This is a genomic window from Deltaproteobacteria bacterium (genome assembly GCA_019310525.1).
GTDB lineage: Bacteria > Desulfobacterota > DSM-4660 > Desulfatiglandales > HGW-15 > JAFDEE01.
Genome location: JAFDEE010000015.1, coordinates 1 through 22,593 on the forward strand (window position 1 = coordinate 1; position 22,593 = coordinate 22,593).

Below are 22,593 nucleotides of genomic sequence, written 5' to 3' on the forward strand. Positions count from 1 at the left end.
GTTTTTGGAGAATAGGATCCGGGTTAAAGGGTGGAAACGTGAAGAAGCCTTTTCACGGCCTGAATGCCCAGCGGGAGGAATCCCTGTAACGGCCCACGACGTATTCAAGCAGGGGCAGGAGTTTTTCGTGGTAGATATTGTCCCATGCGTAATTCCTTATGACCTTCCTGAACATCCGATGGGGTTTCAGCCCTCCGACAAACTCCAGTATCTTCCGGGCTATATCTTCGGGGGGATCCTCCGGATCGAAAAGACACACATCCTCCCCCCCGATTTCCAGGAAAGGGGGGATGCTTGAGCAGACGATGGGAAGTTTGATCATGCCTGATTCCAGGAGGGGAATGCCGAAACCCTCCTGGAGGCTCGGCAGTAAAAGGATGTCGGAGATGAGATAGAAGTCGCGGATGGTGATACGGTCCGCGGACATCTTTTCCCCGCTTTTAAATACGTACTCCGCAATGATCAGGACGTCCTTTTCGACTCCCAGTTCCATGGCGAGGTTTTTCAATTCACGGTAATATTTCAGGCTTTTCGGCTCGTGGGGATCGTGGGCGCCGGTGATCAGCAACCGGGCCTTGAGGCCCAGGTCGTGCAGGGCCCGGGTTACCCGGATCGACAACTCCATGTTTTTTCGACGGTGGAGGCGGGAGGGCTGAACCATGATGAACTCCGCCTCGAAAAGGCGTTGTTCCTTGATGATTCGCACAGTGTTGGACTCCAACAGGAAAAAATCAAAGGGATCGATCCCGTTGGGGATGACATGTAGTTCCTTCATGGAGCCGTAAAGGTCAGCGAACATCTCTCTGCGGCTCTCCGAGATGACCACGTAATGGATCCCGGCATAGGCCCGCTTCAGGATATTCCAGGGGAAGAGATCGAGATGCCCGGGATAGTCAGGGTAAAAATAGGGGGAATCGTGATTCCAGCTGATAATGGGGATGAGACCCTCCCTGCCGATCCGGTGAAGGGCGGAGCTGAGGGGCAGGTTATAGGGCATGGTGAGTACGTTATGGGCGACCAGGACGTCGAATCCCTTCAGCGTACGGAGAAAATACTCGTATATTTTTTTTGTAAGGGTCTCCAGCCTTTCATCGTTCCCCTCGAAACCCGATTGATGGGCGCTTTGGACCTGGCGATTCCTGGATCCTAGTAAAGGGTTGATTTCGATTTCGATATTATCGGAGAAAATCCCCCCGTCTCCGGCGAATACCTTGACGTTGTGATAATAGCGCCCGAGAAGTGAGGCCTGTTGCCGGATGATTTCCTCGACACCCCCGACCACAGGGGGGCAGGAATAATGCAGGAGCGCCACGTTGTATTTCATCCCGGTCTCCCGTTTTGCATTTCAAGGACATCGATCAGATGGCGGAGATAGCGTTCGAGGATTTCATAGGAAAAATAATGGGCCCCCAACCGGTAATTTTTCTTCACCATCTCTTCCCTTTTATCCGAATCTTCCAAGATCTCCCGTATCCTTTCGATCGTATGACCGGTCACGAACCCCTCGATGGTTATGGTGTCAAACCCTTTAGGTTCGATGTCCGCGATGTAAGTGGAGTACCGGTTGACCACGATCGGTTTGCGGTAGTAAATGGTCTCCAGGAAGGCGTTCCCGAACCCTTCGTAACCTGACGGATAGCAGACCAGGTCGGCGCACTGGTATACGTCCCCTATGGTGTATCGTTTTCCTGAATGGTTGTTGTACTCCTCATCCGGCCCTACGAGGTGTTCGATGGATACCAGTTGAACCCCGAGGTTTCGAGCATACTCGCGGATGCGCTCATTGTAAACATCTCCCTCATCCTCTTCGGAATGGGTGACCACGAGGACGGGACGGGTGAGGTCCATGAGGTTGACGATCTCCAGGCTCCGCTCGATCCATTTCCTGGGAACGACCCGGGTGGGTTGCAAAATAAAGGTTTCTCCTTCTTCCAGGCCGATCTTCCGCCGTATTTCCTCACAGGAGGACGGGGAGGGCGGGGGGGGTGGATTTGCGAAGTCGTAAACATTCGGGATCACGGTGTTCGAAATCCCCTTGCGGTAGCTTAGTTGCTGGCTCGCAATGGAGTTGATGACAACGTGTTGTATGGATGGAAGATTGGGAGGAAAGGCCCATGCCAGGTAATCACCAACGGCGTTGACCAGGAACCGCTCCCTTTCCCAGGCGAAGTCGTGGTGGTGGGCGATGGCGGGAAAGCCGGTCTCTGCGATGAATTCCACCAACGCAAGGCCCAGCGGGATATTCAGGGGGATAGCCAGGGCATTCTCTGGGATAAGCAAGTCTATTTCGAAGTCCCGGACAAAGGCATGGATCTTGTCCTTGAGGTATTCTCGAAGCTGGTGGATTTTTTTGGTGGTCTCTTCCGACCTGACGTGCACCCCGTAGCAATTATCATGGATTTCAAGGATGTCGGGGTGCAGGAAATGGGCCTCTTCCACGAGCATACACCTTTCAGGTGGACGATCGTTTTCACCTGAAAAGTAGAAGCACTGGAAACCGTTCCTCTCAAGCACGGCTCCCCACTTTTCGATCTCCAGGGAGACCCCGTCCGTTCCTGCGATCCTGGTGGAAATGAATCCAATCCTTTTGAAATGCTTGCCGCGGACCAAAAGATCACCTCCTTCGTTTCATGGCTTCAAGGGGACGGACCCCGAGTAAGGGAGCTTCCCCCGGCCCTGGGGTGGTTTTCCACCGGATCAGGGTGTGAAAGGGACGGGCTTTCGATTCGGAAAGGCGGCACTCGCCGCTGTGCCAGACCCTTATCCGGCGTTTCATTATCAGTCACAGTGGTCCCTGTCAAATCCTTTAGTCCCTTAACGAATCCGGGTTCATCCATCCGCCCGGAAACCCATGAGATCGGCCTCACCCTTTTTTCCTGTCCGAGACAGGGTCTAAACACACATCATTGATCCCAGGTCCTTTTTCCGGAACAGCCCCCGGGTAGCGGGAAAAAGGGAAGCCAGTTTTCGACTCTTCGGTGCCGCGGACCATGATCTCGAACTCGGAAAAAGGGATGCCAAGACCCATTCTGTCAGCTTCAAAACGCGCAATGAGCCTCGCCCCCAGACAATAGGGGGAAAAGTTGATCTTTCCGGTAAGATAGGGCCTTGCGATCAGATCGGAGCAGCCAGCACGCAGCCCGGCGATGTCGGCCTGGGTCCTTCGCCCCGTGAGGAACTGGTAGCCCTGAATCACCCGGCAGAGTTCCACGGGTCTAAGGGACATGAAAACGATGTCGGGGAGGACCTCCACCTCGTCGAAATCGGGTGAGAAATAGAACACGCCCTGGACCGTCGGTGGCTGAATGGCCATCATCTCTGAGGTGGCCCGGCGGGCCGTCTCCCGCTTTCGGTATCTCCCGGAATCGTCCCTGCCGAAAAGGGCGTATTCCTCACGTTCGGCATCCTTGCAGGCATAGACCGTGCCGTTCGTGAACTCCGCAGGGGAAGGCGGTGTGAAATCTTCCTTCCTTCCGCTGTTCTCGCGCATGATCTCGGTGTATACTCTCGGCCCTTCAAGGGGTACGGACTGGTCCCGATCGACGAGGCCGAGGCTGATTGCGGCCGCGATACATCCGATATTTTCTTCTGTGAGATATACGGCGTCTCCAAGGGTGGCGCACCTGGCGGCATGGCACGAGGTGACTGTTTCATTCAATGGGCTGAACTGAAGGAGATCACCGGGGATTGAGTCTTCCTTCCTGAAAAGGGTGATGCCGGCCATGGGGATCTCGAGATCAGGTACTTCCATGGCCTCTATGAGCCGCCGGGTCAATCGGTAAAATCGGGTCATATTACCTCCTGGGATCATTTGGTTGTGGAAATCCTCACACAAGTCCGCGAGGCGGCTCTTGCCCTTGTTGTCAACCGGGGGAAGACCGCAGGCGGTGTTTAATGGGAGTAGAGTCGGCATCAATGTTAAAGGGCCGACCCCTCCAGCTCCAGTGAATGAATCGGCAGGAACTTGGACAACCTTTAAGCCTGGATCCGGGGGATCGAGGGGGAAGAGTCGTGAGGCGGAACCTCGGAGCGCACGAAAATCTTAGGGATTGACAAAGTAACGGGAGCCTTGCAAGATGGTTTGGCCCCGGGTGGAGGTGTGTTATGTTTTTAACCCAAATTATGCGTCAACAATGAAATTGATTTTTATTGCAATATGTTGAAGCATTCTGACAGCATCTAATGGGTGAAGGGGGAAGGGATGTTCCCTCCGCTACGTTCGCTACGCCGTCCATGGCTCCGCTCACTGCCGATTTTGGCTCTTCCACTCTCCTGCTCCAGAGCCAAAATAGGCCGCTTCCGGGAAAATCCCTTTCCCCTTCCTTGGGCGAGCGTTCACGCATAATTTGGGTTTAATTCGGAGCTGAATTCAGAGGAGAGGCTTGAATTCATCGAAGCGCGAGACCTTCCAGATGCCTGGTTTCAGTGTGTGTACAGGTTGCTCGATACCGGACGGGAGTACCGGATCGACAGGGGGAGTTATCAGGGGCAGAAGCGCCTGGAGTTTGATTACGTGACCGTTCATATTAAGTTCCCGGGTGTAAGGCCCCTTCTGCCCGACATCCCACCCTCCCTGGGTATTCCAAATCCGGTGGCGGAGGGATACCTGGAGGAGTACTTGCCCTACCTCATGACCTCAGCCAAGCGGCCGGGCGAGGACTATACTTACGGACAGTACCTGGAGAAGCAGATCGAGGAAGTCATTCGTATGTACCGGGAGGACGGCCACGGCACTAACCAGGCCTATATGACCGTGGGGGAGCCGGACGCTCTTTTTCTGAAGGATCCTCCCTGCCTCCGGGGGATCGATACCCGGGTGATGGAGGGGAAACTTCATTTCTTCGTATACTTCCGATCCTGGGACCTTTGGAACGGCTTTCCCGCCAACCTGGGTGCCCTTCAGCTCCTCAAGGAGTACATGGCAGCGAGTATCGGTGTGGAGGACGGTGAGATCATCGCGGCGAGCAAAGGGCTTCATCTCTACGATTACGTATGGGAACTGGCCAGGCTGAGGACCATGCGCGACAACCCTTCGGCCCTTTCCAGGGAGAAGTGAAATGGAGGGCGTGGCAGTGGGCATTCCTGGAGAAGAGAAAGCGGGCCTTGAATCAGGGGGCGGGATGACCCTTGAGAAGGCGGATCTCAAGGGCATGGACTCCCGGGAGATGGAGACCTGGGTCCGGGAGTTGGGTCTGGAGACCTATCGCGCGCGTCAGATCCGGCAGTGGCTTTTCCAGAAACAGGTCTCCTCTTTCAAGGAAATGACCAACCTCAGCAAGGCAGTAAGGGAACTCCTGGAGGAAAAGGCCCGTATCCACCATTTGGAGCAGGAGGAGGTTCAGGTCTCCCGGGACGGTACCAGAAAGTTTCTTTTCCGGCTGGAGGACGGACGGTTCATCGAATCCGTCCTGATCCCGGAACGGGACCATGCCACCCTGTGCATTTCCTCCCAGGTGGGGTGCGCCATGGGATGCCGCTTCTGCGTGACCGCAAAGCAGGGGTTCAAGCGGAATATGACCCCGGCGGAGATCGTGGACCAGGTGATTCAGGTGAGACGGACGATGGAGGATCCGGGGCGATTGCGCAATATCGTCCTTATGGGTATGGGAGAGCCACTCGCTAATTACCGGGCCGTGATCCGTGCCCTCGGAAACATCGTGGCGGAGGACGGGATGAATTTTTCCCATAGGAAGGTCACCCTTTCCACCTGTGGACTTGTTCCCCGCATGGCGGATCTGGGTCGGGATGCCGCCGTCAACCTGGCCGTTTCTCTCAACGCCGCGGACGAGGAGACCCGCAGCTACTTGATGCCCGTAAACCGCACCTACCCACTGAGTGATCTGATTCGGGCCTGCAGGGAATTCCCCCTGCCGAACCGGAGAATGATCACCTTTGAATACATTCTTATCCAGGGAGTGAATGATCGCGACCGGGACGCCCTTCGGCTCGTCCGGCTGCTCAATGGGATCCGGGCCAAGGTGAACCTGATTCCCCTCAATCCCCATCCCGCCCTGGACCTTCAGCCTTCCCCGATGGAAAGGATCCTCGGGTTCCAGAAGATCCTGATCGAGAACCATTTCACCGCCATCATCCGGAAGAGCAAGGGTCAGGACATTTCCGCGGCCTGCGGGCAACTGAGCGGTGCCCGTTCCAAGGGCTACGCGGCCTGATGAAAAATGAACGGAAGCCGGAACGGGAAAGGATGGGAAATTTTTCACTTGCGATCCGATTTCAATATGTTATGTAAAATCCCTGTCAAAACGGGGGGAAGGGAGGACACCCGCCCGGGACATTTGGTCCCCGGTGCTTGGAGCGGTAAAATATGATCCGGTTGGATTTTGCAAAGGGGAACGGGCTTCTGCCCGCCATCGTCCAGGACCGGGCAACAGGAAAGGTCTTGATGATGGCTTACATCAACGACGAGTCCTGGAGGAAGACCCTGGAGACAGGGGAGACCCATTTCTGGAGTCGGTCCCGGCAAGAGTTATGGCACAAGGGGGGCACATCCGGCCATGTCCAGAAGGTGCGGGAGATCTACGTGGACTGTGATGACGACACAGTCCTCTTTGTCGTCGATCAGGTGGGCGGAGCAGCTTGCCATACAGGGTATGAGACCTGTTTTCACAAGAAGATCGGTCCCCGGGGAGAGGTCACCGTGGTGGGGAAAAAAATTTTTGATCCAGGGAAGGTTTACAAGGAATGAAGAAACTCAAGTTCGGAATACCCAAAGGGAGCCTCCAGTCCGCGACCATCAGCCTCTTTGAGAAGTCGGGCTGGAAAATCAATGTCAATGGAAGGAGTTATTTTCCGGAGATCAACGATCATGCCCTGGATATCACCATATGCAGGGCCCAGGAGATGTCCCTCTACGTTGAAAACGGGACCCTGGACGCGGGTCTGACCGGGAGGGACTGGATCGAAGAGAACCAGTCGGACGTCAAGGTGCTGGACAACCTGATCTATTCCAAGGTCAGCCAGCGGCCGGCACGGTGGGTTCTGGCGGTTCCCGCCGACTCTCCCATAGAGAAACTTGAGGACCTCCAGGGCAAGAAGATCTCAACAGAACTGGTCAATTTCACAAAGCGTTATTTCAAGGAGAGAAACATCGACGTCCGGGTCAGCTTTTCCTGGGGGGCCACGGAGGGTAAGGCGGTATCCGGATTGGCGGACGCCATCGTGGAAGTGACGGAGACGGGGAGCACCATCAAGGCCCACGGCCTCAAGATCATCCATGAGCTGATGGAGTCCCACACCCAGATGATCGCAAACCGGGAGGCCTACCGGGTTCCCTGGAAGCGGGAGAAGATGGAGCAGATCATCCTTCTGCTCAAGGGGGCCTTAAGGGCGGAAAACATGGTGGGCGTCAAGATGAACGTTCCCAAGGATAAACTGGAGGACGTCATCAGGCTCCTTCCGAGCCTCAATTCGCCCACTGTTGCCAGCCTCTACAACATGCCCTGGTTTTCCGTGGAGGCAATCATCAATTCGGCCCTGGTCAGGGATCTGATCCCCCAGCTCCTCAAGGCGGGCGCGGAAGGAATTATCGAATATCCTCTCAACAAGGTGATATGAGGCCATGAAAGGATTCAGGACGATCTGGCCGGTGTGCCTGTTGCTGGCGGCGGTGCTCATAGGGTGTGCCCCCACAGGCAAAACCGTGCCGGGGAAACCCAAGGTCACGCCCAAAAGCCGGGCCGAGGCCAAGGAGAAACTTGGGCTGTCCATGATCGAGGAAGGAAATCTCCAGATGGGGCTCAAGGAGTTGCTGGAGGCCCGCGATCTGGACCCAGGGAACCCTGATATCCACCTCGGCATCGGTATCGCCTACCGAAAGCTTGGAGAATATGCCAAGGCGGTAACCTATTTTCAGCGTGCCCTCGCCCTCAAGCCCGATTTCCCGGACGCCCATAATAACCTGGGGATGGTTTACGCCCTCATGGGGAGATGGGAGAAGGCCATCGACCTGTTCGAGAAGGCCATCAGTAATTACAAGTATGAACGGAGACATACCGCCTTTGAAAACCTGGGGACGGTGTACTTTTACAGAGGGGATTACCGCCAGGCCGTGGTCAATTACCAAAAAGCCTTGAGACTGGAGCCCGATTACAGCCCTGCCTATGAAAAGATGGGCCTGGCCTACGAAAGGTTGAAGGAGTGGGATCATGCCCTTTTCGCCTACCGACAGGCCGTCAGATTGGAACCCCGAAACCCCCTGCCTCATCTCTACCTCGGCAGGCTCTGTTTCCAACTCAAGCGATACGAGGACGCGGAAACGGCCCTACGAAGTGCCATCAGGAACGACGTGACAGGAATAGTAGCCCAGGAAGCACGGAGGCTTTTAAGGGAGATCAAGAAGGCTCGGGAAGGGAAGGGGTCATAGGAATCCCTGGAGGATGGACATGAACATGGGCCGAATTGCGGAGAGGGCGGCGAAGATTCCTCCCTTCATTGTGATGGAGGTGCTGGAACGCGCCCACGAACTGGAAAGGGAAGGGAGGCGGATCATTCACCTGGAGATAGGCGAACCCGATTCCCCCACCCCTTCCTGTATTTGCGAAGCCGCAGCCAAGGCCATCCGGGAGGGCCGTACTCACTATACCCACAGCCTCGGGATCATTGAGCTGCGGGAAGGTATCTCACGGCACTACGAGGAAAAATACGGCGTTAAGGTCCATCCCGATCAGGTGGTGGTCACATCTGGAACTTCCCCGGCCCTCTTCATGATCTTTTCCGTTCTCCTGGAGTCCGAAGACGAGATCATCATTTCCAACCCCCATTATCCCTGCTACCCGAACTTCGCCCGGTTCATAGGGGCTAACCCGGTTTCCGTAAATGTCCACGAAGAAGAGGGCTTCCAGTACCGCCCGGAGGAAATCCGGAAAAAGCTCGGACCCAGGACCCGGGCCATCCTCGTCAATTCCCCCTCCAATCCCACCGGAAACCTGCTTTCAGCCGAGCGCATGGAAAAGATTGCAGACCTCGGTCCCTTCATCGTGTCGGACGAGATTTATCACGGCCTGGTTTACGGAGAGCGCGAGCACTCCATCCTCGAATTCACGGACAGGGCCTTTGTTCTGAACGGCTTCTCCAAGACCTTCGCCATGACCGGGTGGCGGCTTGGGTACGTCATCGCCCCGGGAGAATTCGTGCGTCCTCTCCAGAAGATCCAGCAGAATTTCTTTATCTCCGCGGGGAGTGTATCCCAATGGGCAGGTGTGGCGGCCCTGCGGGACGCCGGCCCGGACGTAGAGAAGATGAGAGCCCTGTATGATAAGCGCAGGCGGTATATGATCAAGAGATTAAGGGAGCTTGGTTTCGGCCTGAAAGTGGAGCCCGCCGGCGCCTTTTACGTACTGGCAAATGCCAAACACCTGTCTGAGAACTCCTACGAGCTGGCCTTCGAGATCTTGGAAAGGGCCGGTGTGGGGGTGAGCCCGGGAATCGATTTCGGGCATAACGGAGAGGGATACCTCCGTTTCTCCTACGCCAATTCCTTGGACAATATCAAGGAGGGCCTGGACCGCATCGAGGCCTACCTTGAATCCCGCTAGATGAGGGTTGAATTTTTAAAGAGCGCCTTTCGTGAAGAACATTACCCTCCGCCGGACCGCCCGGAAGTGGCCTTCGCCGGGCGCTCCAATGTGGGGAAGTCTTCCCTTCTTAACGTTCTGGTCAATCGCAGGAAGTTGGCCCGTACCAGCTCCACGCCCGGGCGGACCCGGGCCCTTAATTTTTTCAACGTGGAAAACCGCCTCTACTTGGTGGACCTCCCCGGTTATGGGTATGCCCGGGTGCCCTTGAGGGTCAAGGCCTCATGGCGCGAGATGGTAGAGACCTATCTGAGAGGGAGGGAAAATCTGAGGGCCGTGGTTCTCATCCTGGATATCCGTAGGGATCCCGGACAGGAGGAGATCCAGCTCCTTCAATGGTTGGATCACTACAGGATTCCCTCTATCCTGGTGCTCACAAAGGCGGACAAGATCTCCCGGAACCAAGCGGCGGGGCGGGCGTCAAAGGTTGGATCGGCCTTGAAGGGGCTTATATCGTCCCATCCGGTTATCTTTTCCGCAAGGACGAAGGAGGGGAGGGGGGATCTGGGTGAGAGGATCAACCGGCTCACGAATCTCGACCTTTTTCGAGACCATAAGCTTTGATCTTTCTGTGGAGATTGCTTCTTTCCACACCGATGGCCTCCGCGGTCTGGGAGATGTTTCCATTGAACTCCCTGAGTTTCTTTTCAAGGAAGGCCTTTTCGAAGCGCATCTTGGCCTCTTTGAAAGTAGCCGCATCCAGCCCCCGTTCAAACCCGTCTTCGCCCTCGGATTGCCGATTGAAGGGTGGAGGAATGTCCTTGGCCTGGATGACCCGATCCGGGGTCATGATCACGAGCCTTTCCACCAGGTTCCGGAGTTCCCTGACGTTTCCAGGCCAATGATATTTTTTGAGGATTTCGAGGGCCTCCCCGGAGAAGACTTTTCCCTTCAGGTTGGTATTCCTGGCGATCTCCGCCAGGAATTCCTCCACCAGTTGGGGGATGTCTTCAACCCTCTCCCTGAGGGGCGGCACCTTGATGGGGATTACGTTGAGGCGGAAGTAAAGGTCCTCCCGGAAATTTCCTTTCTCGATTTCCGCTTCGAGATCCTTGTTGGTCGCCGCGATCACCCGGACGTCCACGTGGATGGTTCTGGAACCTCCCACCCTTTCGAATTTCTGCTCCTGGAGGATCCGGAGGGTCTTGGACTGGGCCTTGAGGCTCATGTCCCCGATTTCATCCAGGAACAGGGTTCCCTCGTGGGCAAGGTCAAACTTGCCCTTTTTCATGGCACCCGCCCCCGTGAAGGCCCCCTTTTCATGGCCGAAGAGTTCGCTTTCGATCAGTTCTTCCGGGATGGCGGCACAGTTGACCTCCACCATGGGCTTCCGGCTGCGCTTGCTGAGCCTGTGGATGGTGTGGGCCACCAATTCTTTCCCCGTACCGTTTTCCCCCGAGATCAGGACCCACGCATCCGTAGGAGCCACGATTTGGATCTGCTCCTTGAGTTTGCGGATAGCCTCGCTTTCCCCGGTGATCCGGTACCTGTTCTTGTCTCTTTCTTTGAGAAGGGAAATCTCCTCCTCCAGACGATAGTAGTCCAGAGCATTGTTGATTGACAGGAGGACCTTGTCCAGGGAGAGGGGCTTTTCGATGAAGTCGTAAGCCCCCAGCTTTGTGGCCTTGACCGCGGTTTCGATGTTGCCGTGACCGGACATCATGACCACCTGGAGATGGGGGTGCAGTTTCTTGATCCTGACCAGGGTCTGGATCCCGTCCATGTCCGGCATCCAGATATCCAGAAGGACCAGGTCCGGGAGGACTTCTTCGATCCTTTCCAGGGCCTCCTCTCCGCTCGAGGCCCGGATCACATCGAAACCTTCGTCTACCAGGATGCCCTCGAGGGACTGGAGGATACTCTCTTCATCATCAACGATCAGGATGGTTCGCGCCATAAGAGATACCCGCGATTGTCTTTCATCCCATCATTTCAAAGGCGATTTCAGCGGTTCTCCGGGAAGGAGAGCCTCTGCCGAGTTTCTGGCGGAGGGCCTGTAATTCTTTTATCATATTTTTCCTGGCCTCGCCATGTTCGAGGAGGGGTAATGCTGCGCGGGCGAGGTTGTGGGGCGTGACTTCACCTTGGAGGAGTTCCGGGACAAAGGGGGCGTCGGCCACGAGGTTCACCAGACCCACGTGGGACACCCGGACCACCCGCTTGGCAAGCCGGAAACTCAAGGGGGAAACTCGGTAGACAATGATCATGGGAACCCCGAGAAGGCCTGCCTCCAGGGTGGCCGTCCCTGAGGCCACCAGGGCCAGATCGCTGGCCGCCAGCACACGATAGGCCTGGCCCCGGAGGAGACGGATGTCCAGGGAAGCCGTCTGGGCCATGTCCCGGAGCCGGTCGAAGGAGACCGTTGAGGCCACGGGGAGAAGGCATTTCAGGCGGGGATAGAGGCCGGAGAGGATCCGGGCCGCCCCTGCCATGGGGGGAAAGAGGTTCATGACCTCTTCGCTCCTGCTTCCGGGCAGGAGCCCCAGCACAGGATCGGCCCCTTCCAGGCCCAACTCCCGTCGCACCGATTCCTTTTCCATTTTTTCCGGCACAGCGTCCAGGAGGGGATGCCCGACGTATTCCACCCGGACACCTCTTTTCCGGTAAAAGTCTTCCTCGAAGGGAAGAATCACCGCCATCCGATCCACCCTTCGGGCTATTTTTCGAACGCGGCCGCTTCTCCAGGCCCAGATCTGGGGGCTGATATAGTAAAGGACCGGGACCCCCACCCGCTTCGCCGTGCGGGCCAGGTTGATGTTGAAGTCCGGGTAATCTATGAGGATAAGGAGGTTGGGTTTGCGGCGCTTCAGAATAGACTTCAAGACCCTGGAGGCCTTGTAGATGAGCCGGGCCCGGCTGAAGACCTCCGTGATCCCCACGACGGCCATCTCAGAGGATGAAAAGAGAATTCGAACCCCTGCCCGGGCCATTTCCCTGCCGCCGATCCCCCAGAAACAGAGGCTGGGATCGGCGGAACTCATGGCCCGCACCAAGTTGGCCCCGTGAAGATCCGCCGAGGCCTCCCCCGCTACGATCAAGACGAGTCTCGAATCCCCGGGCTCAGCCCAGGGCCTGGAAGTTTTTGGATCCTCTTTCGATCTGTTCATTGATGGCAAGCGCGGCGTCCAGGGCCCTGAGACCGTCTCTGCCGGAAACCACGGGGGGTGTCCCTCGGGCCACGGCATCCACAAAGGCACGGATCTGGTCGGCAAGGGGGTCGCTTTCGGGGTACCGCCATTTTTCCGTGGAGATCCGTGGAGGGCACGGGTCCTCCCCCACGGTGTTCCCGTCCAGCCGAGTCATGCTGAGTTCCCGCTTCAGGCAATCCACAGACAGATAGGTGTCGGGCTGAAAGATCCGTATCTTTCTCAATGCCTTGTTGGAAACCCTGCTGGCGGTAAGGTTGGCGGCAGTTCCGTTTTCAAAGATAATCCGTACATTGGCGATGTCAGTCTTTTCGGTCAAGACCGTCATCCCTACGGCATGGAGCTCCCTGATCTCGGAGCCCACGGAGTGGAAGATGATGTCCAGGTCGTGGATCATGAGATCGAGGACCACGTCGACGTCGGTTCCCCTGCTCGTGAAAGGGCTCAGCCGGTGAGATTCGATGAAAACAGGCCGGTTGAGCAGGGTTTCCATCCTTCGGACGGCCGGGTTGAATCTCTCCACATGCCCCACCTGGAGGACAAGGCCTTTTTCCGAGGCCAAGGCGATAAGACGCCGCGCCTGGTCGGAAAGGCAGGTGATGGGTTTTTCCACGAGAAGGTGGACGCCCCGGGAAAGGATGTCCATTGAAAGAGCATAGTGGTCCTCCGTGGGCACGGCAAGACTCACGCAATCGACCATTTCCAGTAGATCATCGTGCCTTTCGAAGGTTCGGGTTCCGTAACGGCGTGCGATGCTCTCCGCCCGTTCCCGGTCGATGTCCATCACGCCCACCAGATCCACCTCGGGCATGGCTTCGTATTTCTGGACATGATACTGCCCCAGGTGACCCACACCGATCACGCCGGCCCGTATTTTTTGCTTGGAATTCAATGAATCGGTATCCTGTTTCATGCTCGAGAAAGATTGCTTCTAAAAGCCCCCGGAAAGTAACCGGGGATAGGATGAAATATCCGGCACAGGGAATACCCAGGCCCGGAGAGGAGATGGGGAGAAATCACCGGGAGATGATTGAAATCCCATTCTCCTCCGCAAATGCCACGGCCTCCTGCTTGTCGAAGAGCAGGGTCTTTCCTGCCTCCACGGCGAGGACAGATGCCCGTACTTCCGCCATGGTTTTCAGGGTCTCCAATCCCACGCTGGGCACGTCGAATCTCAGGTCCTGATTCGGCTTGCTGGCCTTTACCACCACCGCGCCTTCCCGTGCTATTCTTCCACCCCGGCGGATGGTTTCATTCGTTCCTTCCAGGGCCTCCAGGGCCAGGACGGTCCTGTCTTTCACCACAACACACTGGCCGATGTCCAGCCGTCCGAGTTCCTTGGCGATCCGCCATCCGAATTCGACGTCTTCCTTTTCCTTCCTGGAGGGTTTCCTCCTGGTAAGGCAGCCCTGGGGGGCCAGGAGGTCAGGGAGACAAAAGGTGGAAGGGAGGACCTCGATTCCCTGGGAGGCGAGTTCATCCGCCACTGCCCGAAGGATGCCGTCATCGTGAAAGACGGCCAACCGGGACATGAGGGCCAGACCCTTCAGGTCTGGTCGGATGCCGCTGAACATCCGTCGCTTGGTGATGGTGCCGGCCATAAGAACCTTCCGGACCCCCTGCTTTTTCAACTCCTTGATCAGGCGGCCCAGTTGCCCCAGTTGAATCCAGGAGATGGCGTCCACCTTCTCTTCAAGGGCGGGATCGGTCTCATCAAGGTGCGCCACGGCAACGACCCGGTACCCTTGGGCCTTGGCGGCCTCTGCGATCATCCGGGGGAACTTGCCGCCCCCGGCAATGAGTCCGATGCTTTCTTTTCCTTCATCCATACGGCGATGTCAGGGGCCTCCTTGCCCCGTTGTCAGGGCGCCGGTTGGCATCATTGGCATAGTCGGGGTCCGGGAGGGACCAACTACCTGAGTATGCCCCGTTTGGATCCGTTGAAGAAGGCCAGCAGGGTTTCGAGTTCAGGGAAGGGTTCGATTTCCCGTTTGACCTGGTTGATTCCCTCGCTGAACCGCCTGTTGTCCCGCCAGATGATCCTGTAAGCCTTTTTAAGTCCGTCAATGACCTCCTCAGGAAAGCCTTGGCGGGCCAGACCTCTTCGATTGATACCATAGAGCTTGGCCCTGGGACCGGCAGTCATCATGAAGGGCGGCACGTCCCGGTCCACGCCCGATTTGGCCCCCAGGAAGGCGTATTCCCCGATCCTGACGAACTGGTGAACCGCCACGAGTCCTCCCAGGATTGCATGATCCCCCACCGTGATGTGCCCCCCTAGGGTGGCCACATTGGACATGATTATACGGTTCCCAAGGACACAGTCATGGGCGATGTGGGCATAGGCCATGATGTAGTTTTGGTTCCCGATCACCGTTTCCCAGTTCTGCTTCGTGGTGGCCCTGTTGATGGTCGTGTATTCACGGATGATGTTATCGTTTCCGATGATCAGCCGGGTCGCCTCCCCCTTGTACCCTATGTCCTGGGGGGGAGACCCGATGGAGACAAAGGGGTAGATTCGGTTTCGTTCCCCTATGGTAGTGTGACCCTCAATGGAAACATGGGGACCGATCACCGTGTCCCGGCCGATGGTCACGTTGTCACCTATAATACTGTAAGGGCCGACTTCGACCCCTTCTGATAGTTCGGCCCGCGGACTGACCACGGCCGAAGGGTGAATATTCATGATGTTGATCTCCTGAAGGATAGTTATCCGATGGTGGCTACGAGTTGGGCCTCCGCGGCCAGTTTGCCGTCCACCAAGGCCTTACCGCTCATCTTCCAGACCCGGGATCCGGTCCTGAGGGCGATCAGCTCGAAAACGATCTGATCGCCCGGGACCACGGGCCTTCGGAATTTGACTTTGTCAAGGGACATGAAGTAGATGGCATCCCATCCGTCCATCTCAACAGTGTCCCGTACGGTGAGGCGGGCAAGTACTCCTCCTACCTGGGCCATGGCCTCGATGATAAGCACGCCGGGCATGATGGGTTTGCCGGGAAAATGTCCCTGGAAAAATGGTTCGTTGGCTGTGACGTTCTTGATCCCCACGACTCTCTTCCCCGGTTCCAATTCGGTGATCCGGTCCACCAGAAGAAAGGGGTAGCGGTGGGGCAGAATTTTCACGATGTCTTCATATTGCAATGGAAGTTCCATCGGGTTCTCCGTCTCTTACCGAAATCTTTACAAAACACCAAACTTTGCCTAACTCCAGGGCCTGCCTGTGCGATGAATCGGTCTGCATTCTATGTGCAGGCAGGCGCAAACTGGTCAGACTCAAACCAAAGACCCGCCCGAAAGATGGGAGTAGTCGCCTCGCGCGGGCAAATTCCAGTCCTCGAAATACTGCAATGTATGGATGCCTGTCCCGCTTCCCATCCTGAGGGGGGCGGGATTGTTCCCCCGGTTCGGGTTGTGAAGGGACCTTGATACAATTATCCAGCTAAACGCCTTTCTAGGTCCTGGATCTTTTTTTCCATGGCCCTGACCCGCTCCTGGAGTTCAGGTAGGCGGGTAATCAGGCCCCTGGTTTTCAACCACAATTTGTGGGGCATGGTGGGAGTGCCCGTGACGATTTTCCCCTCTGGAACGGACTTGGCGACCCCGGATTGGGGCCCGATAACAGCCCGGTCGCCTATTTCAAGGTGATCACCGATTCCAACCTGGCCAGCTATGATCACCTGTCTGCCGATTCGGACACTGCCGGATACGCCCGTTTGGGCCACAATGATCGTATCTTCACCTATGACCACATTGTGGGCGATATGAACGAGATTGTCCGTCTTGACTCCCCGTTGGATCCAGGTTTTTCCCAGGGCCGCCCGGTCGATGGTGTTGTTGGCCCCGATTTCCACATCGTCATCGATCTGCACGATGCCGAGTTGGGGAATTTTGACGTGGACGGATTCGTCACGCACGTAACCGAAACCATCACTGCCGATCACCGTCCCGGCATGGATGATCACGTTTTTCCCGATCCTGCAATCGTTCAAAACCGATACATTGGGGTAAAGTAAACTCCTGTCTCCGATCCGGACGCGATCACCCACAAATACTCCGGGAAAAAGAACGGCCTCATCGCCGATTTCGCTCTCCTTCCCCACGTAAACCTGGGGGTAGATGCGGACGTCTTTCCCAATCCGGCAGCTTTTATGGACAAAGGCTTCCCTGCTGATGCCGGCCTGCCGTGAGAAAGGAGAAGGGGCGAAGAGTGCCGCCACCCTTGCAAAGGCCAGGACGGGATTGGGAACCAGGATTTGGGGACCCTTGAATTGTTCGTTTTCCTGGTTTACCAGCAGGGCCCCGGCCGAGGTTTTTTCAAGGGCCGACCTGTACCTGGGATCGACGAAAAAGGCGATGTCTTTCCCGGTCGCCCGCTCAAGGGAATTTACGCCCTCAATGACGATACGCCCTTCACCGATAAGCCGCCCTCCAATGAGGGCGGCGATGTTTTCGAGTGTGTAACCCAAAACGTTTCCTCCAGGCCCCGGGACTACTCAATGGGACGGAAGATCCGGGAACTCAGTTTCTCGTCTTCTGCTTTGAGACACCTTCAGGGATTTTCCCTATCGTAGATCTTCACGACTTGGTCCGTTATGTCAAGGGCCTGGTCGAAATACATCAGTCCTGGAGTCCGCTTTTCGATGATCAGGGAGTATCCTCCGTTTTTCCCGATTCTTTTTACGATTTTTTCGAGGTTTCGCATGACCTTTTTTGTGGCCTCCCTATCCAGGACCTTCATCTCCATGGTGAAATCCTCATAAAGGTATTTCACGTAACGCCTCTTCTTGTCCAGTTCAAGCCTCTTGTCTTCCTGGGCGTCCAAGCTCAGCATGAGTTTCTGCTTCTCAAATTCCTGTTCAAGCTTCTTTAGGGCCTTTTGTTCCTGGTCCAGCTTGGCCTGCATTGCATTGTGCTTTTTTTGCATTGCCGAGCGTATCTTCTGGAAAGAAACGGATTTTCGCTTGAAGACGTCCATGTCAATGACGGCTATCTTGGTGCCGGCCGCCAAGGCGTTCGTTGAGAAGAACAAAAAAATGGCGAAAATCAAAATCCACCTGCCGCTGAGTTTCATATGCCCTCCTTTTCATGCTGAATCTTTTTCAGAGCTTTTCCCGATCGGTGCTGATTGCGGGAAAATCATCAGAAGAGCCCCCCGATCATGAACTCCAGGTTGCCCGTGGGCTCGTCCTTCTTAGGCCCGATGACCCATCCGTATTCGATGCGGATCGGCCCAACAGGCGAATACCAGCGGATCCCGGTCCCGAAGGATTTTTTTAGACCGCCGAAGGAGAATCCTTCCCCTGAACCGAAGACGTTTCCTGCATCCACAAAGACAAGTCCAACGACCCCCTGCTTCTTGGCCACGGGAAAGCGGTACTCAAAGTTGTAAACCATCATCTTCTCTCCCCCGATGCGATCCCCGGTGGCCGGGTCCTTGGGAGAGATGTTTTGATAATCGAACCCCCTGACAGTGTTGATCCCCCCGATAAAGTACTTCTGGTAGATGGGAAGTATCCCCCCGGATCTGCTCTGAATATAGCCCCACCGCCCCCGGGCCATGAAAACGGTCTCCCAGGGGAGGGGGAAGTACCATTCGGTCTTGAATTCGTAACGGTTAAAGTAGACATCTCCTCCCAGGATCCCGCCGGCATACTCGAAGTAAAGGGAGTTTTTGGACCCGGATGTCGTGTTCCAGGGCCTGTCTGTAGAGTCCCGTATGATCCCAAGCCGAATGGAACTCGTGACATGGTTGCCCACCATCTCACGGATGGCAAGGGCGGCCGTGTCGGCTACGTCTGAAATATCCGCATTGTCGTAAGAGTACCTGACAAGCCCTGTCGTGTACTCGTCAAGCCCCAGAGGAAACTTGAATTGCAGTGCCCCACCGGTGCTGTCCTTGGTGTAGTCGCGGTACTCCCGTTTCCAGTTGAATGCATCTATACCCATGCTGAGGCGCCTGTCGAAGAGCCAGGGTTCCACGAACTTGATATCGAACTCGGTGGTTCGGGACCCCAGCCGGGCCGATCCCGACAGCTTCAGCCCTTTCCCAAAGAGGTTCCTCTCGGAAATATTGAATGAACCGACGGTCTTCTCAAAGGAACTGTATCCCGCCCCGAGACTGAAAGAGCCCGTGGCCCGTTCCTTTACATTGATGTCGACGATCATCAGATCCTCGGCCGAACCCTTTTTGGGCTGGACTTCCACGTTTTCAAAATAACCCAGCCGGTTGATGTTGGCTGTGCTCTTTTTCAACCCTCTACCGCTGAAATAATCTCCTTCTATGAGCTCCAGTTCCCTTCGGATGACCTTGTCGCGGGTATAGGTGTTGCCCGTGATGTTGATTCTTTCTATACGGACCTTGGGGCCCTTTGAGACCTTGTAAGTGATGTCCACGAGGTGTTTTTCGTCGTTTTCCTTGGTATAGGGCACCACCTCAACGTAAGCGTATCCCTCGTCCGCATAGATTTCTCTCAAGGACATTACGTCTCTTCGCACGGTCTCCCGCTTGAAATATTTCTCTTTGGTGATGTGAACCTGCTTCAGCAATTCCTCCTCGGGCTTGATCATGTCGCCTGTGACCGATACACGGTCGACCTTATACTGGGGACCCTCAATGACCTGAATAGTGATGGTAAGGCCGTCGCCTTTTTCCACGGTGATCTCCGGATCTCCCGTCTTGGCCTTAATGTATCCATGGTTGTGATAAAAGGCGGTGATTTTCTGGAGATCGAACTCCAACTTTTTCCTGTCAAGGAGACCCGACTTGGTGAACCAGGAAAACCATCCCTTTTCACTCGTCTCCATTAGATCCTTCAGGTCGCCGTCATCAAAGGCCTTGTTGCCCACGAATTCGATGTGACGGATGAATACCTTTTCTCCCTCGTCGATTTCGTAAGTCAGGGCAACCTCGTTCTGGGGAAGGTCCTCAATCTTCTCCTTGATGCGAACATTATAATATCCTTTCTTGCGGTAGAACTCCCGGAGGCGGTTGATGCTCTGCTTGATGTCGCTGAGGTTCAGGATGGAATAGCGTTTGATGCCGATTTCCTGTTTTAGGACCTTGTCCTTGACTTTACGGTTACCCTTGAAGGAAATGCTCCCGATGGAGGGTTTTTCGCTCACCACGAAGATAACGATTTTTCCCTTGGGACCGTCTTTGGTTTCGATCTTGACGTCCTTGAAATATCCCATGGCGTAAATGGCCCGAAGGTCCTTGTCGAGCTGATCATAGTCCAGGGCCTCCCCCTTCTTGCTCTCAACCACGGAGAGGATGGCCTCGCTTTCCACCCGGCGGTTTCCCGTAACTTCCAGGGAATCGATGGGTTCAAGTCCTGCGATCTGGGTATAGAGGCTCTTTGTGGCCTTATCCGCAGCGTCTGCCAGCTTCTCTACGTCATCTTCGACCACGAAGACCGTGAATGGGGCACGACGGCCGGTCACATCCACCGCCTTCAAGTCCAGGCTGATCTTTCTCCCGATCTGGGTGAGACTCCCCGAAACAACGAGTTCGGCCCCCAGGTCCCGGCCGATCCTTATGAGGTCCGCCTTCTTGAGGGTTTCAAGAAAGACCATAGGGTGTCTATTGATTTGGCCGGGGTCCACGAGTTCGTACCCCTTCTCCGCCAGCCGGGAAGACAACATTTCCTGGAGCCCCTTTTTGAGATGATCGAGAGGTTCGAGGGAATGGATCTTGAACGGAAGAACCGCAATCTTCTCCTTGGCCTTGGCCTGGATCGTGCCCGGAGCCAAAAAAATTAAGGTCAGCAGGAGGAGAAGAAGCACTACAGTTCTCACAGGCGGTTGAAAAACTGCTGCGCTTGCTACGTTTTTCAACCGCCTGTTAAAAAAGTGCCGGGCCCTGCCATTGCGATTTCCTGGGCCTGTGCCGTGATAACACACCGCATCATTGAATTCGACCATCCGTCATCTCCATGTGTCGTGACAATTTCGCCGCAAACAGGGTGTTATGGGTGGCCACGATGAGGGCCAGGTTCTCATCCCTGTTCAGCTGAAGCAAGAGGTCAATGATTCCTTCTCCAGTTGCCTTGTCCAGGTTTCCCGTGGGTTCGTCCGCCAAAAGGATTTTCGGTCTCATAACCAGGGCCCGGGCAATGGCCACCCGTTGCTGTTCGCCGCCGGAAAGCTCACCCACACGGTGGCTCAGGCGGTGGCCCAGGCCCACCCTTTTTAGGATTCTCTCGGCCATTTCTCTGGCCTCTTTCCGGCTGATCCGGGCGATCATGGCCGGCATGGCGGTGTTTTCCAGGGCATTGAGTTCGGGCAGCAGATGATGGAACTGGAACACGAAACCGATGTCCCGGTTCCTTAAGCGGCAAAGCTCAACGTTGTCCAGTTCGCTTACGTTTCGACCCCGAAACAGGATTTCCCCACGGGTCGGCGGTTCCAGCGTGCCCATGACGTTGAGCAGGGTGGATTTCCCCACGCCGGATGCCCCTGTGATGGCCAGGCTTTCCCCCTCTCCGACCACCAGGTCAATGCCCTTAAGTACCTCGATCACGTTTCCATCGTGCCTGAAGGACTTAAAGATGTTTTTAAGCTCAAGCAATAGGGTGTCCTCCCGGCGCTTTCTTCTTTCGGGCCTACTCGTAGCGCAGCGCCTCGGCCGGATTGAGCCGTGAGGCATGCCACGCAGGGTAGAGGGTGGCCAGGAATGAAATAATCAGCGCGGACAAGGTCACGAAAAGGACATCCCAGGTTTCCACTTTCACGGGAAGGGTGGAGATGTAATAGACGTCCGCCGGCAGGTGGATAAATTTATACTTGGCCAGGAGGCGGCAGAGCCCCAATCCTGCCAGCAATCCCACCACGGTTCCAACGATGCCCACCAAGAGTCCCTGAAACACGAAGATGGTCATGATGCTCCGGGGGGAAGCTCCCATGGCCCTGAGGATCGCCACGTCACGGGTCTTTTCCATCACCACCATTACCAGTGTGCTGATGATATTGAGGGCCCCCACCAGAACGATCATGATCAGGATCACGAACATGACGATCTTTTCCAGCTTGAGTGCGGAAACCAGGGCCTTGTTCATTTGTTTCCAGTCCTGGGTCCAGTAAGGATATCCGAGTTTCGCGGCGATGGAGGCCCCGATCCGATCCGCTCTCTCCACATCGACCACCTTGACCTCGATACCCGTGACCCGGTTGTCCAGCCCAAGGAAATCCTGGGCCTCTCTCAGGGAAGTGTAGGCCATGGTGGCATCGTATTCATACATGCCTGAATCGAAGAGGGCGGTGACCATGTATTTTCGGCTGTTTGGCACTCTCCCAAGGGGTGTCAATTTGCCCTGGGGGGCGAGCATGGTGACCGTATCCCCCGGACCGACACCCAATTGCTTGGCCAACTCTTTCCCCAGGATGATCCCCGGAAGTCCACCATGGACCATGTCCAGCGAGGAAAGGCTCCCTTCCCTGATCATGGAGCCGATGGCGATGACATCTCCCGCTGTTCGGGTATCCAGGCCCCTGAGCACAGCGCCTGAGGCGTATCCCATACTGTTTATCATAACCTGGCTGTAGATGAAAGGGGTCGTCGCCAAAACCCCCTTGACCCCCGAGACCTTTTTCGAGACGGCTTGATAACCGCCGAAGGCACCGCCGTAACTGCGGACCAGGAGATGGGAATTCACCCCCAGGATCTTGGACATGAGATCGGCCGTGAATCCGTTCATGACCGAGAGGACCACGATCAAGGCCATCACCCCCACCATCACTCCGGCGATCGAGATCACCGTGATCACCGATATGAAGGTCTGCCGGCGCTTGGCCTTCAGGTATCTGAGTCCCAAAAAGAATTCGAAAAGCATGTGATCCTAATTCTCGTGGTTCGATGG

General features: G+C 55.9%; 21 protein-coding genes. 7 read left to right on the top strand and 14 right to left on the bottom strand.

Annotation, left to right across the window (positions count from 1 at the left end):
- Positions 1-52: 52 nt before the first annotated feature.
- From JRF57_03990 to JRF57_04000, 3 genes are all read right to left on the bottom strand, one after another.
- Positions 53-1,324: a glycosyltransferase family 4 protein gene (locus JRF57_03990; GenBank protein ID MBW2302858.1), complete on the bottom strand. Its 1,272-nt coding sequence runs from the start codon at positions 1,322-1,324 to the stop codon at positions 53-55.
- Positions 1,321-2,610, bottom strand: a complete 1,290-nt coding sequence (locus JRF57_03995; protein ID MBW2302859.1) for a glycosyltransferase family 4 protein — start codon at positions 2,608-2,610, stop codon at positions 1,321-1,323. Before JRF57_03995 ends, JRF57_03990 begins: the two co-directional genes overlap by 4 nt.
- A 253-nt stretch (positions 2,611-2,863) precedes the next feature.
- Positions 2,864-3,793 carry a DUF169 domain-containing protein gene (locus JRF57_04000; GenBank protein ID MBW2302860.1) on the bottom strand — a complete coding sequence of 310 codons (930 nt, stop codon included), beginning with the start codon at positions 3,791-3,793 and terminating at the stop codon, positions 2,864-2,866.
- A 570-nt stretch (positions 3,794-4,363) separates the two neighbouring features.
- Between JRF57_04000 and JRF57_04005 the strand changes: the two genes are divergently transcribed.
- From JRF57_04005 to JRF57_04035, 7 genes are all read left to right on the top strand, one after another.
- The gene (locus JRF57_04005; protein MBW2302861.1) at positions 4,364-5,056 is read left to right on the top strand and encodes a thymidylate synthase; all 693 of its coding nucleotides are present in this window, start codon (positions 4,364-4,366) and stop codon (positions 5,054-5,056) included.
- Positions 5,057-5,120: 64 nt separating this feature from the next.
- Positions 5,121-6,170 carry a 23S rRNA (adenine(2503)-C(2))-methyltransferase RlmN gene (gene rlmN / locus JRF57_04010; protein ID MBW2302862.1) on the top strand — a complete coding sequence of 350 codons (1,050 nt, stop codon included), beginning with the start codon at positions 5,121-5,123 and terminating at the stop codon, positions 6,168-6,170.
- Between the two features lie 152 nt (positions 6,171-6,322).
- On the top strand, positions 6,323-6,703 hold the full coding sequence (hisI, locus tag JRF57_04015; GenBank protein ID MBW2302863.1) for a phosphoribosyl-AMP cyclohydrolase: 381 nt from the start codon (positions 6,323-6,325) through the stop codon (positions 6,701-6,703).
- On the top strand, positions 6,700-7,572 hold the full coding sequence (locus tag JRF57_04020; protein ID MBW2302864.1) for an ATP phosphoribosyltransferase: 873 nt from the start codon (positions 6,700-6,702) through the stop codon (positions 7,570-7,572). The genes hisI and JRF57_04020 overlap by 4 nt, the downstream gene beginning before the upstream one ends.
- A 4-nt stretch (positions 7,573-7,576) precedes the next feature.
- Entirely contained in the window at positions 7,577-8,380 is an 804-nt protein-coding gene (locus JRF57_04025) for a tetratricopeptide repeat protein (GenBank protein ID MBW2302865.1), read from the top strand.
- A gap of 25 nt (positions 8,381-8,405) precedes the next feature.
- Complete coding sequence (locus JRF57_04030) at positions 8,406-9,551, top strand: pyridoxal phosphate-dependent aminotransferase (protein ID MBW2302866.1); 1,146 nt, start codon at positions 8,406-8,408, stop codon at positions 9,549-9,551.
- Complete coding sequence (locus JRF57_04035; protein ID MBW2302867.1) at positions 9,552-10,154, top strand: YihA family ribosome biogenesis GTP-binding protein; 603 nt, start codon at positions 9,552-9,554, stop codon at positions 10,152-10,154.
- On the opposite strand, the gene JRF57_04040 is transcribed toward JRF57_04035, so the two are convergent.
- The 11 genes from JRF57_04040 to JRF57_04090 all read right to left on the bottom strand — a co-directional run bounded on the left by JRF57_04040 (position 10,117) and on the right by JRF57_04090 (position 22,566).
- Entirely contained in the window at positions 10,117-11,487 is a 1,371-nt protein-coding gene (locus JRF57_04040) for a sigma-54-dependent Fis family transcriptional regulator (protein ID MBW2302868.1), read from the bottom strand. The genes JRF57_04035 and JRF57_04040 overlap by 38 nt on opposite strands.
- A 22-nt stretch (positions 11,488-11,509) precedes the next feature.
- Positions 11,510-12,697, bottom strand: a complete 1,188-nt coding sequence (gene lpxB / locus JRF57_04045; protein ID MBW2302869.1) for a lipid-A-disaccharide synthase — start codon at positions 12,695-12,697, stop codon at positions 11,510-11,512.
- Entirely contained in the window at positions 12,651-13,649 is a 999-nt protein-coding gene (locus JRF57_04050) for a Gfo/Idh/MocA family oxidoreductase (protein ID MBW2302870.1), read from the bottom strand. Before JRF57_04050 ends, lpxB begins: the two co-directional genes overlap by 47 nt.
- A 103-nt stretch (positions 13,650-13,752) precedes the next feature.
- Positions 13,753-14,565 carry a UDP-2,3-diacylglucosamine diphosphatase LpxI gene (gene lpxI / locus JRF57_04055; GenBank protein ID MBW2302871.1) on the bottom strand — a complete coding sequence of 271 codons (813 nt, stop codon included), beginning with the start codon at positions 14,563-14,565 and terminating at the stop codon, positions 13,753-13,755.
- Between the two features lie 83 nt (positions 14,566-14,648).
- Positions 14,649-15,422, bottom strand: coding sequence for an acyl-ACP--UDP-N-acetylglucosamine O-acyltransferase (gene lpxA / locus JRF57_04060; protein MBW2302872.1), 774 nt, complete (start codon positions 15,420-15,422; stop codon positions 14,649-14,651).
- 23 nt (positions 15,423-15,445) lie between these two features.
- The gene (gene fabZ / locus JRF57_04065) at positions 15,446-15,892 is read right to left on the bottom strand and encodes a 3-hydroxyacyl-ACP dehydratase FabZ (GenBank protein MBW2302873.1); all 447 of its coding nucleotides are present in this window, start codon (positions 15,890-15,892) and stop codon (positions 15,446-15,448) included.
- Positions 15,893-16,170: 278 nt separating this feature from the next.
- Positions 16,171-17,205 carry a UDP-3-O-(3-hydroxymyristoyl)glucosamine N-acyltransferase gene (lpxD, locus tag JRF57_04070; GenBank protein MBW2302874.1) on the bottom strand — a complete coding sequence of 345 codons (1,035 nt, stop codon included), beginning with the start codon at positions 17,203-17,205 and terminating at the stop codon, positions 16,171-16,173.
- A gap of 83 nt (positions 17,206-17,288) precedes the next feature.
- Positions 17,289-17,810 (bottom strand): OmpH family outer membrane protein, encoded by a 522-nt coding sequence (locus JRF57_04075; GenBank protein MBW2302875.1) that lies wholly within the window; start codon positions 17,808-17,810, stop codon positions 17,289-17,291.
- A gap of 68 nt (positions 17,811-17,878) precedes the next feature.
- Positions 17,879-20,659: an outer membrane protein assembly factor BamA gene (gene bamA, locus JRF57_04080; GenBank protein MBW2302876.1), complete on the bottom strand. Its 2,781-nt coding sequence runs from the start codon at positions 20,657-20,659 to the stop codon at positions 17,879-17,881.
- The gene (locus JRF57_04085; protein ID MBW2302877.1) at positions 20,643-21,383 is read right to left on the bottom strand and encodes an ABC transporter ATP-binding protein; all 741 of its coding nucleotides are present in this window, start codon (positions 21,381-21,383) and stop codon (positions 20,643-20,645) included. The genes bamA and JRF57_04085 overlap by 17 nt, the downstream gene beginning before the upstream one ends.
- Positions 21,340-22,566, bottom strand: a complete 1,227-nt coding sequence (locus JRF57_04090; protein ID MBW2302878.1) for a lipoprotein-releasing ABC transporter permease subunit — start codon at positions 22,564-22,566, stop codon at positions 21,340-21,342. Before JRF57_04090 ends, JRF57_04085 begins: the two co-directional genes overlap by 44 nt.
- Between the last annotated feature and the right edge of the window lie 27 nt (positions 22,567-22,593).